The organism is Streptomyces sp. SAI-135 (assembly GCF_029893805.1).
Taxonomy (GTDB): domain Bacteria; phylum Actinomycetota; class Actinomycetes; order Streptomycetales; family Streptomycetaceae; genus Streptomyces.
In genome coordinates this window covers 364,223-376,999 of record NZ_JARXYP010000002.1, presented here as the reverse complement: position 1 = coordinate 376,999, position 12,777 = coordinate 364,223, and the positions used below count along the sequence as shown (strand labels likewise).

The 12,777-nt window shown below is 67.0% G+C and carries 12 protein-coding genes; 6 read left to right on the top strand and 6 right to left on the bottom strand.

Features of this window, described 5'->3' with window-relative positions; genetic code table 11:
• Positions 1-9: 9 nt before the first annotated feature.
• Complete coding sequence (locus tag M2163_RS06320; protein WP_280893376.1) at positions 10-720, bottom strand: N-acyl homoserine lactonase family protein; 711 nt, start codon at positions 718-720, stop codon at positions 10-12.
• Between the two features lie 390 nt (positions 721-1,110).
• On the opposite strand from M2163_RS06320, the gene M2163_RS06315 reads away from it, so the two are divergent.
• Positions 1,111-1,830 carry a beta-glucanase gene (locus tag M2163_RS06315; protein ID WP_280893375.1) on the top strand — a complete coding sequence of 240 codons (720 nt, stop codon included), beginning with the start codon at positions 1,111-1,113 and terminating at the stop codon, positions 1,828-1,830.
• Between the two features lie 564 nt (positions 1,831-2,394).
• Here M2163_RS06315 and M2163_RS06310 read toward each other — a convergent pair.
• Positions 2,395-2,523 (bottom strand): hypothetical protein, encoded by a 129-nt coding sequence (locus M2163_RS06310; protein WP_280893374.1) that lies wholly within the window; start codon positions 2,521-2,523, stop codon positions 2,395-2,397.
• Between the two features lie 891 nt (positions 2,524-3,414).
• On the opposite strand from M2163_RS06310, the gene M2163_RS06305 reads away from it, so the two are divergent.
• Together M2163_RS06305 and M2163_RS06300 are read left to right on the top strand one after the other, a co-directional pair.
• Complete coding sequence (locus M2163_RS06305) at positions 3,415-4,551, top strand: amidohydrolase family protein (RefSeq protein ID WP_280893373.1); 1,137 nt, start codon at positions 3,415-3,417, stop codon at positions 4,549-4,551.
• A gap of 344 nt (positions 4,552-4,895) precedes the next feature.
• Positions 4,896-5,612 carry a DUF6461 domain-containing protein gene (locus M2163_RS06300; protein WP_280893372.1) on the top strand — a complete coding sequence of 239 codons (717 nt, stop codon included), beginning with the start codon at positions 4,896-4,898 and terminating at the stop codon, positions 5,610-5,612.
• Positions 5,613-5,666: 54 nt separating this feature from the next.
• On the opposite strand, the gene M2163_RS06295 is transcribed toward M2163_RS06300, so the two are convergent.
• A complete protein-coding gene (locus M2163_RS06295; RefSeq protein WP_280893371.1) occupies positions 5,667-6,368 on the bottom strand; it encodes a hypothetical protein in 702 nt (233 codons plus the stop codon).
• Positions 6,369-6,934: 566 nt separating this feature from the next.
• Between M2163_RS06295 and M2163_RS06290 the strand changes: the two genes are divergently transcribed.
• Both M2163_RS06290 and M2163_RS06280 read left to right on the top strand, forming a co-directional pair.
• Positions 6,935-7,423 (top strand): GNAT family N-acetyltransferase, encoded by a 489-nt coding sequence (locus M2163_RS06290; RefSeq protein WP_280893370.1) that lies wholly within the window; start codon positions 6,935-6,937, stop codon positions 7,421-7,423.
• A gap of 548 nt (positions 7,424-7,971) precedes the next feature.
• Positions 7,972-8,220: a hypothetical protein gene (locus tag M2163_RS06280; protein WP_348542156.1), complete on the top strand. Its 249-nt coding sequence runs from the start codon at positions 7,972-7,974 to the stop codon at positions 8,218-8,220.
• Here M2163_RS06280 and M2163_RS06275 read toward each other — a convergent pair.
• Positions 8,195-9,151: a YafY family protein gene (locus tag M2163_RS06275; protein ID WP_280893369.1), complete on the bottom strand. Its 957-nt coding sequence runs from the start codon at positions 9,149-9,151 to the stop codon at positions 8,195-8,197. The genes M2163_RS06280 and M2163_RS06275 overlap by 26 nt on opposite strands.
• 63 nt (positions 9,152-9,214) lie before the next feature.
• Here M2163_RS06275 and M2163_RS06270 point away from each other — a divergent pair, with 63 nt between their 5' ends.
• A complete protein-coding gene (locus tag M2163_RS06270; protein WP_280893368.1) occupies positions 9,215-9,598 on the top strand; it encodes a VOC family protein in 384 nt (127 codons plus the stop codon).
• 902 nt (positions 9,599-10,500) lie between these two features.
• On the opposite strand, the gene M2163_RS06265 is transcribed toward M2163_RS06270, so the two are convergent.
• Positions 10,501-11,706: a hypothetical protein gene (locus M2163_RS06265; RefSeq protein WP_280893367.1), complete on the bottom strand. Its 1,206-nt coding sequence runs from the start codon at positions 11,704-11,706 to the stop codon at positions 10,501-10,503.
• Between the two features lie 430 nt (positions 11,707-12,136).
• The gene (locus M2163_RS06260; RefSeq protein WP_280893366.1) at positions 12,137-12,748 is read right to left on the bottom strand and encodes a TetR/AcrR family transcriptional regulator; all 612 of its coding nucleotides are present in this window, start codon (positions 12,746-12,748) and stop codon (positions 12,137-12,139) included.
• Positions 12,749-12,777 lie beyond the last annotated feature (29 nt).

Below are 12,777 nucleotides of genomic sequence, written 5' to 3'. Positions count from 1 at the left end.
CGGCCTCTTCTAGAGGGTGCTCTGTGCCGGTTCCCAGACCGAGCAGTCGTGCGCGAAGAGAACGCGCCGTGGGTCGAAGTCGGCGAGTCGCTCCAGCCAGTGCGGATAGGCGGGCAGCGGCTGCTCCACGCCGTGAAGCGCCGCTTGGCGGGCCAGTTGGTCGGACGCGAAGTGGGAGGCGAAGTCGTGCGCCTGGCCGGCGAGGACTATCGTGCCGTCGGCTTGCCGCAGGACCAGCGACTGATGGCCTTGGGCGTGCCCTGGTGTTGGAATGATCCAGACGTCCGGCCAGACCTCGGCCTCACCGGCGAGTTGCTCGTAGGACGCGGCAGGGAAGTCGATCAACTCGTCGAAGGTGTAGTCGCCGTTGCGGGCGGTGGCCAGCTCGACGTCCTGGACCAGGATGGGCCTGCCGCCCAGGAGGGGGTTTCCGCCGCAGTGGTCGAAGTGGAGGTGGCAGTTCGCGACGAGGGAGATGTCGCCGAGAGCGACTCCGGCCGCAGACAGGGCATCCTGCAAGTCCCGGCGTCGGGGACGGTAGTGGGCTTCGGTCTCGGCGTCCGCCTGGCCGATGCCAGTGTCGAAGAGGATCAGGCCGCGCTCGTGGTGCACCAGGTAGGCGAGCACAGGCTCGACCCGTGGCTGCTGGCCGCCGGTTTCCGACGCGGGCCGGATGAAATACCCCAGATCGAGCCGACGCACCGACATGTTTTTCCCCATGCGGTCAGCCTGCCAGGTTCGGGTGTCACGGTCGGCCAGTCTGCCGAGAACAGAACTACGACCGACGTCACCGGCTGAATTACACGCCTTACGATCACCTGGCGGTGCGTGATGCCAAGGCCGCCGCCTATACCGCGGCAGTGGCGGTGAACTCGGCGTCCGCAACTGTCTGCCCCGGCCCGAGGAACGGCCCGCGAGCGCCATCGTCTGAGGAAATTGGGCTACGGCCACAAAACTTAAGGCGTGTGCCGGTACGCCGGGTGTGACCGGCCAAGTCGGACCGGTTTGTCACTCGGGAGGCTGAATTGCAGGTCGGGTGTGAGCGGATGGCGCATGGGGTGGGACGGGCCGGGAGATGCAACGGGAGGGTTGACAGCAGGGAGGGTGCATGTGAGTGCCGTCGCGTTCAGCGCGGACTTTTCCTCGGAACGCCAGTGGGTCGCGGGCCGGTCCTGGGCCTATCCGGACGGAGGGCCGACCAATCGGGGCGACGACAAACTCGATCACCTCACGGCGGACCCCGGCTACTCCCGGCCGGGGACGTTCAGGGCCCGGCGCAGGACGGACGGCCTGTGGGACGCCGGGCTGCTGACCACCGAGGGGAGCGCCGAGGCGTTCTTGGTGCGCACCGGGGACCACCTGGAGACCACGGTACGGCTGCCCACCGGGCTCGGTGCCTGGCCTGCCATCTGGACCTGGCGGGACGGCGGCAACGAGGTCGACGTCTTTGAGTACCACCCCGACAACCCTGACCTCCTGGAGCTGACCAACCATGTCCGGCAGGGCCAGGGTTACGTCCGCCACCAGGCGGTGCGTCCGGGGGCCGTGATCGATCTGGGCGTGACCTTCGGCAGGCGCAGTGTGGTGTGGACCCTCGGCGGCGAGCGGATCTTCTCTGACGGACGGGGCGTGGGCTCCGGTTGGCACGCTCACCTCATCGTCAACCTGTCGGTGTGCGCGGGCCGTTACCATCCCGCTCCCGAACCCGAGACCGCGGAACTGTCTTACGAGGTGCGCCGGCTCGTGGTCACCAGGCCGTTCGGAGGTTGTCCGACGGACAACCCGTCGGAAGTGGACCGGCCCGCGGACGGCCCGGGTGAAGAAGCCTGACGTGGATCGCGCCCAAGTGGGGTCACGGCGTGAAGCGGCGAAAAGACGGGAAGATCACAGCACCGTCGGCGTCGGCCGCCCCGAGCCGTAATGTCAGCCCGCGCGCAGCAGCCCATGTCTGATACCACCCGATCCCGGATTCCACTCCTCTCAAGGCTGCTGGGGATAACCGAGGCACTGTATGCGTGCGCCGGGCTCGAGGCGCTGACGCACGCGGCCACACGACACAGCGCGAAGCAACGTTCCCCGCCAGTCGGAGGGCGTCGGTCGGCCGACCGGCGGGGCGCCTCCCGAAGTCCGGCGGATGGTCGACCGCCCACCGCCTCGGTGTTGTCGGTGGCCTCTCCCTCGCCCCACTGGCGGGACGGCAACAGTGAGGCCGCGGCCCTGGACCAGGGCATGTGAGCCGCTGCCCAACGCGGCCAGCAGCGCATCGCGGCCGGTGATCCGCTCACGTCGCCCATCCGGCCACACCGCCCCGTACATCATCGTCGCCGCATCCGGGGCGAAGCAGTGCACACGCAGGTTCTTCGCCGAGCCGTCCACGACGGAATCGACCAGCCGTCAGCGGTAGACGACATCGGCGTCGATCGGCTTGCCGTCCAAACGGTCTAAGCACGCCGACATCTGGTCGCGGCTGCGGGGCTGCGGCACGTCCGGCAGCGTCAACTCCCTCTTGGCGGTGCCGGCCATGGCTGCCGGCGGTGCTCCGCACGGCGGGGTCGGCGAGGGCATCCTCGACACGTGCACGAACGAACGGCATTTGGTCTTGACGCGACGACCACCGGCTCGGCGGCACCCTGTGCCCGGACATGAAGTTGCACCTGGAGCGGTCCGCCCCGGACGTCGTCACTGGGGTGACCCGGTCGGCGGACCTACTGCGTGAGGGGCGTGTACTCCTGCTGGACCTCGTCGTGCGGAGGTCCGCGATGCCGCGGCCGGGTGGACCCGACGGGGCACCGTACGCACGGACAGGCCGCGCGTCGACGCCACCACGCTGGTGCGTGCGCTGGGCACATGGTCCGGCCAACCGGCCTGAGCACCGCATTAACAGTCGTCTCAGGTTCGCTCAGTAGGAAGTAGGCATCCAGATAAGCGATGCACCCCGTATGCAGGAGGCGAGTGATGGCAGTCGACGCAGCGCCGTCAGGGAAAGCGCCGGCCGGGCGGTTGAGGTTCGAGGCGGCCGCGCGCCGGTGAGCCGTTCCTCGACCTGAGGATGGCCGAAAGTTCCTCGACCTGAGGATGACCGAGGCTTGCATGCCCGCGCCGCCGGAGGGCGGTGCCTCGGACGAGCCCGGTGCCCGAATCGATCCGGGCCCTGACCAAACGGCGTTCGTCACCGGGACTCAGTTTCGCACCGGAGAACGGTGCCATTGCGCACCACACCATCGTGTAAGGGTGCCGCCGGGCAGCGCTGCCGCGGTGAGCGAGCAGGACGCGAAGACCCTTGGTCTCGGCTGGCAGTGTTTCGGCAGACCGGCGTGGGTTGACACATGTGCGCGCCTGGTTACGGCGAAGGGTCGATCCGAAGTGTTTTGCAGACGGATACCGCACCACACAAACAGCTGAGGAGAAAAAGACATGAAGTCCAGCACAAACCCTCTGAAGCAGCTCACTATGGGACGCCGCGGCTTTCTAGCCGGCACAGCACTTGGCATTGGTGCCGGCTTGTCCACGCATGCCATTGCCTTGGCAGTGGACGAGGACGAGACTTCGGACAAGACTTCGGACATTTCACTGCGAGACCAGGACCTGCCCTTCATCGGCACGGAGGAGACCTTTTCCACCCATGAGCTGATGGTACTGAACGACAGGCTGTTCCTGGAGGATACTGGTCTTGCCGAGCTCGGCCCGCGCCGCATCGGTGCGATGGATGAGGCAGGGCTCAACGTTCAAATCCTCTCCGCACATACGCCAGGTGTGCAGAATGTCCCAGGTCGGAAGGGTATCGATTTTGCGTATCGTCTCAACAAGATGCTCGTCGATGGGCCGATGGCCACCCATCCTAAGCGTTTTCAGGCATTTGCAACCTTGCCGCTGCAGAGTCCGGAGGCCTCGGCAGACGAACTGGAACGCACAGTTCGGGAAGACGGCTTCCTGGGATGTCTGACCAATGGAATCATCGGGAAGAAGTTCCTTGATCATCCCGACTTCGAGCCCCTCCTGGAGCGCGCAGAAGGCCTTGATGTGCCGATATACATACATCCGGGCCTGCCGCCTGACGAGGTGTTCCAGATCTACTACAGCAATATGCGGCCGGAATATCAGAAGGAGTTCCAGGATCAGGTTCTCAGCATCTCTGCATATGGATGGCACCAAGAAGTCGTTACTCAGTGCCTCCGAATGATCACCTCAGGGGTGTTCGACAGGCATCCCAAGCTCCAGATCATCATCGGCCACATGGGCGAGGGCCTTCCGTTCTTCTACGAACGCATCGTGGAGAAAATGAGCGAGGTAACCGAGAAAAGCCTGGACAAGCCGTTCGAGCAGTATTTCCATGACAATTTCTGGTTCACAACCAGCGCATTCCCCCAGACTGAACTGCTCGACCTCCTGCTGAAGTACATAAGCGTGGATCGAGTAATGTTTGCAACCGATTACCCGTTTGCGAACATGAAAACTCAGACCGACTGGTTCCGGGCAGTCGCTTTGCCGCGCGAAGCGAAGGAAAAAATCGCGTTCCGAAATGCGGAACGACTGTTCGGAATAAAGGCCTGACTCATCCCCACGGGCAGAAGCGTCAGAAGGCCCCCGACTCTGCTGAGATCCGGCGGGCACCCCAGCGGGGATGCCGGCGACGCAGATCGCAGATCTCGGCTTAGCTCACCGTTCGGACACCCACCCAGCACCGCGCGGTCAGCCCGGTTACGTTACTCGGCAACTGCTGAACATCCGTGTCACCGACGGAAGAGGCCCTGCAACATCGGTGGCCGGGAGATGGTGGACGTTCAGCCGAACGTGTCAACCATGTCCAGAGCGCGAGCGGTCAAGCATCTCCTGAGACCTGCCACCGACACGAGCTCGAGGAGCCTGGAACAGGCTGAGGGCCCGGACTGCGCGCGATGGAGGCCGAACTGCGCGGCACAGGGGAGGGAATGGCCGGGCTGATCGAGGCGGACGAGGCTCACCATGTCGAGATGGGTGACGACTACGGGGACGATTCCTACGTCGCGGGCGCTTACCGCGTGCCGGGCGAGAACGGCGACTGGACCCTCGTGCTCGGCTTCGACGGCGGGCTGGGGATCGCCACGCCGTGCGTCGAGACGCTGTCGAAGGGTGGCAGGGTCGTGGCGCCATCGACCAACGGCGGCAAGCCCATCCACCTCTTCCACTGGTTCGAGGACGGTGAGCTCCGCACGACGTTCGAGAGCCCCTCGGCGCGCCACGGCAGCACACCCGATGAACTGGTCCATCTGCTGCGAGAGAGCGGCTTCCCTCTGACCTCCGAGGGAGAGCACGACGACAGCGCCCCGGACGTCGACCGGAAGGCGGCGGGCCTCGCTATGGCCGATCGACTCACCGGCATACGTGTCACTGATTCCCTCCTCCAGGACGCCGCCTACGAGTTGGGACTCGTCCCCGAACAGCCCGCCGAGGAGTGGACGAGCGTGGTCATCGACATCACCGATGCCCACGGGGAGCGCCTGTACAGGGAATGGACCTACGAAAAGATCGCAGCGGCGTCGGACCGCACCCGCGCGGAGGCCAACGCACCGGTCGTCATCACCTCCAACGAGCCGCCTGCCGTGGATCGTTCAGCGCACGGACCAGGCGAGTAGCGCGCGCGCAGAGTCCGCGCGCCGAAACCCGCAACACCCGGACGAGGGAGGCCACTACGCTGGGACAAGGACGGTAAGCCATTCCGCTTCACGTGGCCGGTACCCGCAGCGGTCCCACAGCCCCGACACGATCGCCGGGACGTGGCCGGCTCCGTACACGATGGCCACCCGTATCGGCTCGGCGCCGCGCTCCGCGTAGATCTCGTCGAGCGCGTCAAGCAACCGCTGGTCGCGCCGACCGGTCATCGCGTGCTCAACAGGACTGTCGGCCATCATCTCCGCTCGCAGCGTCGAAGGCAGGTCCTCGACGACCAGGTCTTCATCGAGGAAGGCGCGCGGACCGCGCAGCGCAAACACCAGGCCCATCACCGGGGCCCCGGCCATGAGCAGTACGTACATCCACCGCGGCAGTGTCCTCAGATCCTCGATCGCCTCTGCCGCGGTCACATCGGGGTTGACAACCGGCACGTCATCGGGAAGCAACAGATCATCGCGCTGCTCCTGCAACCCGTTGCGCCGCCGACGGGGGGCGAACCGGTACGCAAGCGTGAGGACACTCACGCCGACCGACTTCCCCCGAATTCCCTCGATGACGATGAGGTCGCATTCCCTGAGCCTGAGGCGGACTTGGGAGTAGAACGTCGGTGAAGCGACGTGCAGCATTGGGAAGATCACGAACTCAAGTGGCGTACCTGTCCGCCTCATCGTGATCACGGCAGATCGGACGGCAAACCCTGTCGCTTCGATGATCTGCATGATTCCCCCCGAACCTTGCCCGGTCTCCCCCTGAGAACTGAGCCGGGACAGCCGCCCGCCTTACGTGGTTGCGGGGCTCGGCCGTGCCCGCGGCAGGCCACGTCAGCGTATGTCAACGATGGCACGCTGCTCGTCTACGACGCTATGCCGATGCTGCCCTGCAGTGATTCCCTACGGCGCCGGCGAGGCCGTATTCAGCCTCGTTCACGCGCTGGTGAAACCTGATGGGGCCGGTGGGCCGGGAGGGGGTGCGGGCTGTGCGGCGCGGACCGAGCCAGCACGCCGTCGGTGCCGCGCTGCCAGCGAATGCAAGCACGGGCCCACGGGGCCGGCCTCACCCAGACCCTGGTCCTGATCGACGGCCTCCCTCCCGTCGCAGGCAAGCCCAGACGCACTGCTTGGCAACAAGGGCAACGACAGCTACCCCAACTGCCGTGTGCTGCGCAGCCGTCGCATCCTGCCGTTCATCTCCCGCAACGGCAGCCTCAACATCAAGGGCCTGGGCAAGCTCCCCCCCCCAAAAAAGTCGCTTGGTGAAGGTGATGCACCCCGGCTATGAAACTCTCATGACCTGGCATCTGGCCCCCGAAGCCTTCGACACAGCGGACGCGACCAGCCTGCGCCGCGACTACTACGACGAGGTCGCCAGCCGCTACTGGAAGCGGCCCGCGACCCCTGAGGAGATCGACCAGGGCCTGGCCGACGACGGCGCCGAACTGCTCACGCCGCCCACGGGCCAATTCGTCGTGGGTCGTTGCTCTGGCGAGGCCGCCGCCTGCGGCGGGCTGCTGATGCTGAACTCCGAGCGTGCCGAGCTCACCCGCGTCTACCTGCGTCCCGCCTTCCGAGGCAAGAAGGGCGCCAGCCTCCTGCTGGAGTTGCTGGAGAGCGAGGCACGCCTGCTCGGCGCCTCCCACATGGTCCTCAACACCCGCCTCGACCTGGTCGAGGCCCGCTCGCTGTACGTCCGCCACGGCTACCGCGAGATCCCGGCATACTGCACGGGTCCGTACGTCGACATCTGCTACGGCAAGGATCTCGGCCAGGCCGACTGACCAGCTCGCGCCTCTTCGGATGTATCGCTTCCACTCAAATCCGGGGCGATGGTGGCGACTGCGGCGGTTGCCGGCGTCACGCTGATGGACCAGGCCCGCCTCGCGGAGCACGCGCCAGTGATGGGTGCGGCTCGACTTGCTGACCGACAGTTCGAAGGAGGCACAGAATCGCTCCTCGTCCGGTCGTGCGGCGAGTTCGGCAATGACCCTGCGGCGGTTGTCGTCAGCGAGAGCCAGAAGGATCGGCCCGACTTCCAGATCGTCCACACCAGGATGCGGCAACTCACTCGGCGCCATTACTTCCCCTCGCGACCCCGACCGGTCGCCCCGTCCGACCCACCGTTGACCACCGTCCGTGAAACCCCAGCTCACACTGGGTTTCCCGATCGGCCCCAAGCGGGCATCAGGAAACCCGTCGACCCCGACAATCCCCATGAACAGGCTGACCCCGTCAACTCGAAGCTCGTCGGCCTGCGACGACGCCGGCCACCCGCTCGGGGTAACCGAACGACGCGCGCCTTGTACCCCTCAGCGGCCACATCAGGGACGTGTTCTCGGTGGCCTTCTCGCCGGACTTCCGCACCCTCACCTCTGCGGGCGCCGACCATACGGTCCGCCTCTGGAGCGTCGTGACCCGCCGTCAACTCCCCGTTCTGGCCGGCCACACGGACTACGCCAACGATGTCGCGGCCACTGGTCGGGCGCCTTCCCAGGTGAACATGGTGTCGGCGGCCTCTTCCAGCAGGTCGGTCAAGAGTTCACCGAATGGCACTACCGAGACGCGTTGTCCTCGATGAGTTCCTGAGTACGGCGCAGCAGGGCCTGTCGTACGGCCTCCGGTGACAGGACGCGCAGGGGTGTGGCCAGGCTGAGGAGGTAGCCGGCGAGCCCTTCTGCGTCGGGACCGCCGACGTCGACGATCGTGGCGTCAGGGCCTTCGGGACGGTGGGAACCGACGGTCGACGGGATCAACCGCAACGCTTGATCCATGGACACCGGGAGGCGGATCGTCGCGGAGAGCGGGTAGGGGCCGGTCGCGATGGAGCGGGAGACGAGCAACGCAGGGTCGGGTGGGTCGATGAGCTTTACCGGGTGCCCGGTTGCCTGCAGTCGGACGACCCTGTCGGCCCGGAAGGTCCGCCATTGGTCGCGGGTCACGTCGCGGGCGACGAAGTACCACCGGCGGCCTGTGTGGACGAGGCGGTACGGGTCGATGTCCCGGACCGTGGCTTTCCCTTCCCCGTCGCGGTATGAGAGTCGGGCGCGTTCGCCCCGGCGGCATGCGGCGGCCAGTTCCAGCAGCGTGCCGGGCGTGATCTGCGGCTCGTCGGATCTGGGGGTGTGCACGAAGGAGGCGTCCATCTCGCCCAGCCGGTCCGCGATCCGCTGCGGCAGAACCTGCCGCAGTTTCAGCAAGGCCGACAGCGCGGCCTGGTCGCTGCCGAGAGCGCCGCTCAGCGCCGCCTCGCGCAACCCGACCGCCACGGCCAGTGCTTCTTCGTCATCGAGGATCAGCGGCGGGACCCGAGTTCCGGCGCGGAGGCGGTAACCGCCATATGGCCCGGGATCGGACTCGACGGCGTAGCCGAGTTCACGGAGTTTGGCGATGTCCCGCCGCACCGTGCGCTCGGTGACCGCTATCCGGTCGGCCAGTTCACCGCAGGTCCACGACGGACGGGCGGCCAGCAAGGAGACCAGTCGCAGCAGGCGGGCGGATGCACTGATCACATGTTGAAGTGTTCCACATGACCAGGACCGAATCTGTCCTGGTTCCGCCGTAGCGTCTTCTCCATGAGCACGAGAGACGCTTCCGCACCCACCTTCCGCTACGCGGCAGTCACTTTCGACTGCCCGGACCCTGCCGAAATGGCCCGCTATGGCGAGGCTCTCGGCCTGCCTGTCGTCTTCTCCACCGAGGACTTCGTTCTGCTCGGCCAGGAGGGCGCCGCCGGACTGGGATTCAACCGGCTGTCCGACTACCGCCGCCCCACCTGGCCGGACCCGGCCCAGGAGAAGCAGGCCCACATCGAAGTGGGCGTCGACGATTTGGATGCCGCCCAGGCCCGGCTTCTCGCTCTGGGGGCCGTCAAGCCCGACTTCCAGCCGGACCCCGACCGATGGCGAGTACTGCTGGACCCCGCAGGCCACCCGTTCTGCATCTCCACCCTGGCCTGAGGACGACCTGCAAACCGATGACTCCGAGCGCGCCCCGGTCAGGGGCTGCGCATCCGCGCCGTCCCGCCAAGCGCACAGAGCACCGGTCTTGAGCTGCATCAGCCTCAGCATCCTGCCACCACAACAGGCCGAAACCCCGGAGAAGAGGTGTTCTCGAGTTGGCGAATGGCGACGATCGGCATGCGCTTGGCGGCGATCCGTCTGATCACCAGGAAAATGGCGTGCACCCATTAGTGAGGTCGGCTGGTCCAAGAGCGGTAGTGGCGTTTGCCTGTTGAGCGCGCGGCCGCACACGCGTCAACCAGGACGACGAGCCCACGTCCGGTGCTGCCATTCAGTAGGTCCCTGACGCCTGCGGCCGCTCCCCCGTCGCACCACATCTCCGTTCTCGGTCGATGGTCGATCATTCGGCACTGCCCGGGGTGGCTCTGAGGGCCGGCGCAGCCTACTTTTTGTGGACCGTGAGGAGGAACCCGAACCCATGACACTTGCTGCGCTCATGCCGAACTCCGCGTCCGCCCTGCCGCTCTGGGGGATTGTCGCGATAATCGTGGCGTTCCTTGCTGCCCTCCTCGTCGTTTTCAGTCGACGACGATGACCGAGGGTAGGATTGCCGGCCTTGAGGCCTGCCGACTGGCCGAGCGGGCCCGTATCACTTGCGACCTGCACGACTGTCTGGCCGAGGAACGCGCCGGGAGCCGTATGCTGCAGGATCGGCGTACCGGCTGCTGAACTTCCCGAGCGTCCTCGCTCCGGCGACCGACTCTTCCCCGACAGCGGTCGGCACCCGAAGCTGGAGTGCCGGTGGGCGGACCGAATCGGCGCCGCCGCCTTCACCCCGCCACGGCAGGACACCGCGACGACCGCTTGTCCACGGCGCCCCGGGCGGCAACGCCGACGGTTCAGCGCAGAGTGCGGACGAACACGTCCCCGATCAGGTTCGTGTCCTCGGGTACCAGCCCCGGGTAGTAGGAGTCGAACACGGCCGTCGACTCGTCCGCGCTCAGCGCCGCGCGCCCCACGGTGACGGGCTTGCCGTCCTGTCCCGGTGACAGCAACTCCTCGTGGCCGGTCCGCAGATCGCGCAGGACCAGCCCCAGCGTCCTGCCATCGGCGTCCGCGGTGTTCAGCAGCAGCTTCGAGCCGTGCACCGACAGGTCCGACACCAAGGTGAGATCCGTGGGGGAGTGGCCGTCGTACCGCTGGAGCGTGCCGGTGCGCAGGTCACGGACGAAGGCGTTCCAGCCGCCGTTCGGATCGGCCTGCGGCACCAGGTTGGTGGCCCGTGAGTTGAAACCGACCTTGGAGCCGTCGGGACTCAGCACCGGACCGACGGCCGACATGTCGGCCGTCGCACCGTCATGGGTGGCATCGGCCTGTACGGTTCGTCCGGTCACGCGGTCGTACACCAGGATGTCGCCCTGGTCGTCATCGGCCGGCCCGGAGTAACCCTCCAGGTAGGCGACCTTGCGGCCGTCGGCGCTCATCGAGACCTGCTGGCACTGGTGGAAGTTCTTCGAGCCGTCCGAGGGACGGCTGACCCGACGGACCTGCTGTGTCCGGCGGTCCAGGAGCATGACCCGGCAGGCGTAGGCACCGTTCTCGTCGACGGTGGGCCGGGCGACGAAGGCAACGTAGCGGCCACCGGCGCTGATCGGGGCGACACCGTAGGAGACCTGATAGCCCTCGTCCATCGTGGGTGCCAGGCGTTCGGTCTGGCCGGTCTTCAGGTCCATGACGTGCACGGATGACGTCCCGGTCGAGGTCGAGTACGAGTTGAAGGTCAGGTAGCGCCCCGACTCGGACAGTTGGGGCGTCGACGTGGTGTCACCCGGCACCACGACACGCTGCAGCGGTGCGCCGGGAGCCGTCCGGTAGAAGATGCTGTTCGGCACGTCCGTACCGGGCACCAGGTTGCTCGCCGATGACTGGAAGGCCACCACGCGTCCGTCCGCGCTGACCACCGGCTGCACGGAGTGGTGGTTGCCGCCGGTGCCGTCAGGGGCCACGCTGATCCGTTCGGTGCGCGGGACCTGATCGGCGTCGGCCGCCTCGGCAGGCCAGGAGAGACAGGCCGCAGCGACCGTCAGGACAGCGGTCATGGACATGCGTAAGGAAGGTCTCATCAGGTGGCTCCCCCTTCGGCCGGGGACGGCCACCGCCGCCCCGCGTACCCCGTGCCACTGGCCAGGCGCGCAGAAGGCTCACGGGGATGCACGGATGAAAGCGCGTCGTCCGCCAGGGGTCAATGGGTGCGTACCGGTCTGTCATCGGTGGCTCGGTAAGTTGACCGCCCGGTGCGGCCCTGCCGGGCGCCGGGCACCGAAGCCCAAAGGACCGCGTGGTGTTCGCGCTCCGTGTGCACCGGCAGCACTGGTAGCGGGCCGGCTGCGTCATCGCCACCCGACTACACGCTGCGGTCCGGGTTCCGGGCATCCAGCTCCAGCTTGAACACGAGGCGCTTACCAGTCGTTGCCAGTACCGGAGGCTTCAAGCCGGAGCCGGCGCTGGACGCCCCGTGCCACGACGAGCTGGTGCCTACCGTGGGCCTGACCGACCGGACGGGCCCCGGCGTCCGGGCGCCCCCGCACGAAGGCCGTCCATGACGATGTCAAGCAGGCGCGTTGCCTGCGGCTGCCAGTCATCGTGCGGGGCGAGCTGCCACAGGCCGGCGATGGCCAGCATGAAGTCGTCGGCCGTGATGCCGGGGCGGATTGCGCCGACCTCCTCGCAGGCGTGAAGCAGGAGGCCGGCGGCGTCGGTCACGGGGGTGTGGCCTGGTTTCGCTGCCTTCCCGGACGGGGTGCTCAGGGCCTGGCGGATGGCCTCCGCCAGGCCGGCCTTGGTCATCGCGAACCGGGCGAGGTGGTCCATCCACGCCCGCAGCGCGCGGTCGGGTTCCATGGTCTCCAGCAGCTCGGACGCGGTGTCGGCGATCTGCTGAACTCCGTGACGGTAGAGCTCGAGGACGAGCGTCTCGCGGTTGGGGAAGTTCCGGTAGAACGTGCCCTGGCCGACGCCCGCCTTCTTGGCGATCGTGCTCAGCGGGGTGTCGGCCGCCCGGGAAAGCTCGGTGAGGGCCACTTCCAGAATGCGTTCGCGGTTGCGTTGTGCGTCCGAGCGCAGGTGCGCGTCGTTCTTCTGCCGCACTCGTCCTCCTCGCCGGCTCGTGTCCGAAA

What these genes read in the sequence shown, in the direction of transcription:
- M2163_RS06320 (WP_280893376.1), bottom strand. Translation starts at nt 720, where the DNA reads ATGGGGAAAAACATGTCGGTGCGTCGGCTCGATCTGGGGTATTTCATC.
- M2163_RS06310 (WP_280893374.1), bottom strand. Translation starts at nt 2,523, where the DNA reads ATGGCCGGCACCGCCAAGAGGGAGTTGACGCTGCCGGACGTGCCGCAG.
- M2163_RS06305 (WP_280893373.1), top strand. Translation starts at nt 3,415, where the DNA reads ATGAAGTCCAGCACAAACCCTCTGAAGCAGCTCACTATGGGACGCCGC.
- M2163_RS06300 (WP_280893372.1), top strand. Translation starts at nt 4,896, where the DNA reads ATGGAGGCCGAACTGCGCGGCACAGGGGAGGGAATGGCCGGGCTGATC.
- M2163_RS06295 (WP_280893371.1), bottom strand. Translation starts at nt 6,368, where the DNA reads ATGCAGATCATCGAAGCGACAGGGTTTGCCGTCCGATCTGCCGTGATC.
- M2163_RS06290 (WP_280893370.1), top strand. Translation starts at nt 6,935, where the DNA reads ATGACCTGGCATCTGGCCCCCGAAGCCTTCGACACAGCGGACGCGACC.
- M2163_RS06270 (WP_280893368.1), top strand. Translation starts at nt 9,215, where the DNA reads ATGAGCACGAGAGACGCTTCCGCACCCACCTTCCGCTACGCGGCAGTC.
- M2163_RS06265 (WP_280893367.1), bottom strand. Translation starts at nt 11,706, where the DNA reads ATGTCCATGACCGCTGTCCTGACGGTCGCTGCGGCCTGTCTCTCCTGG.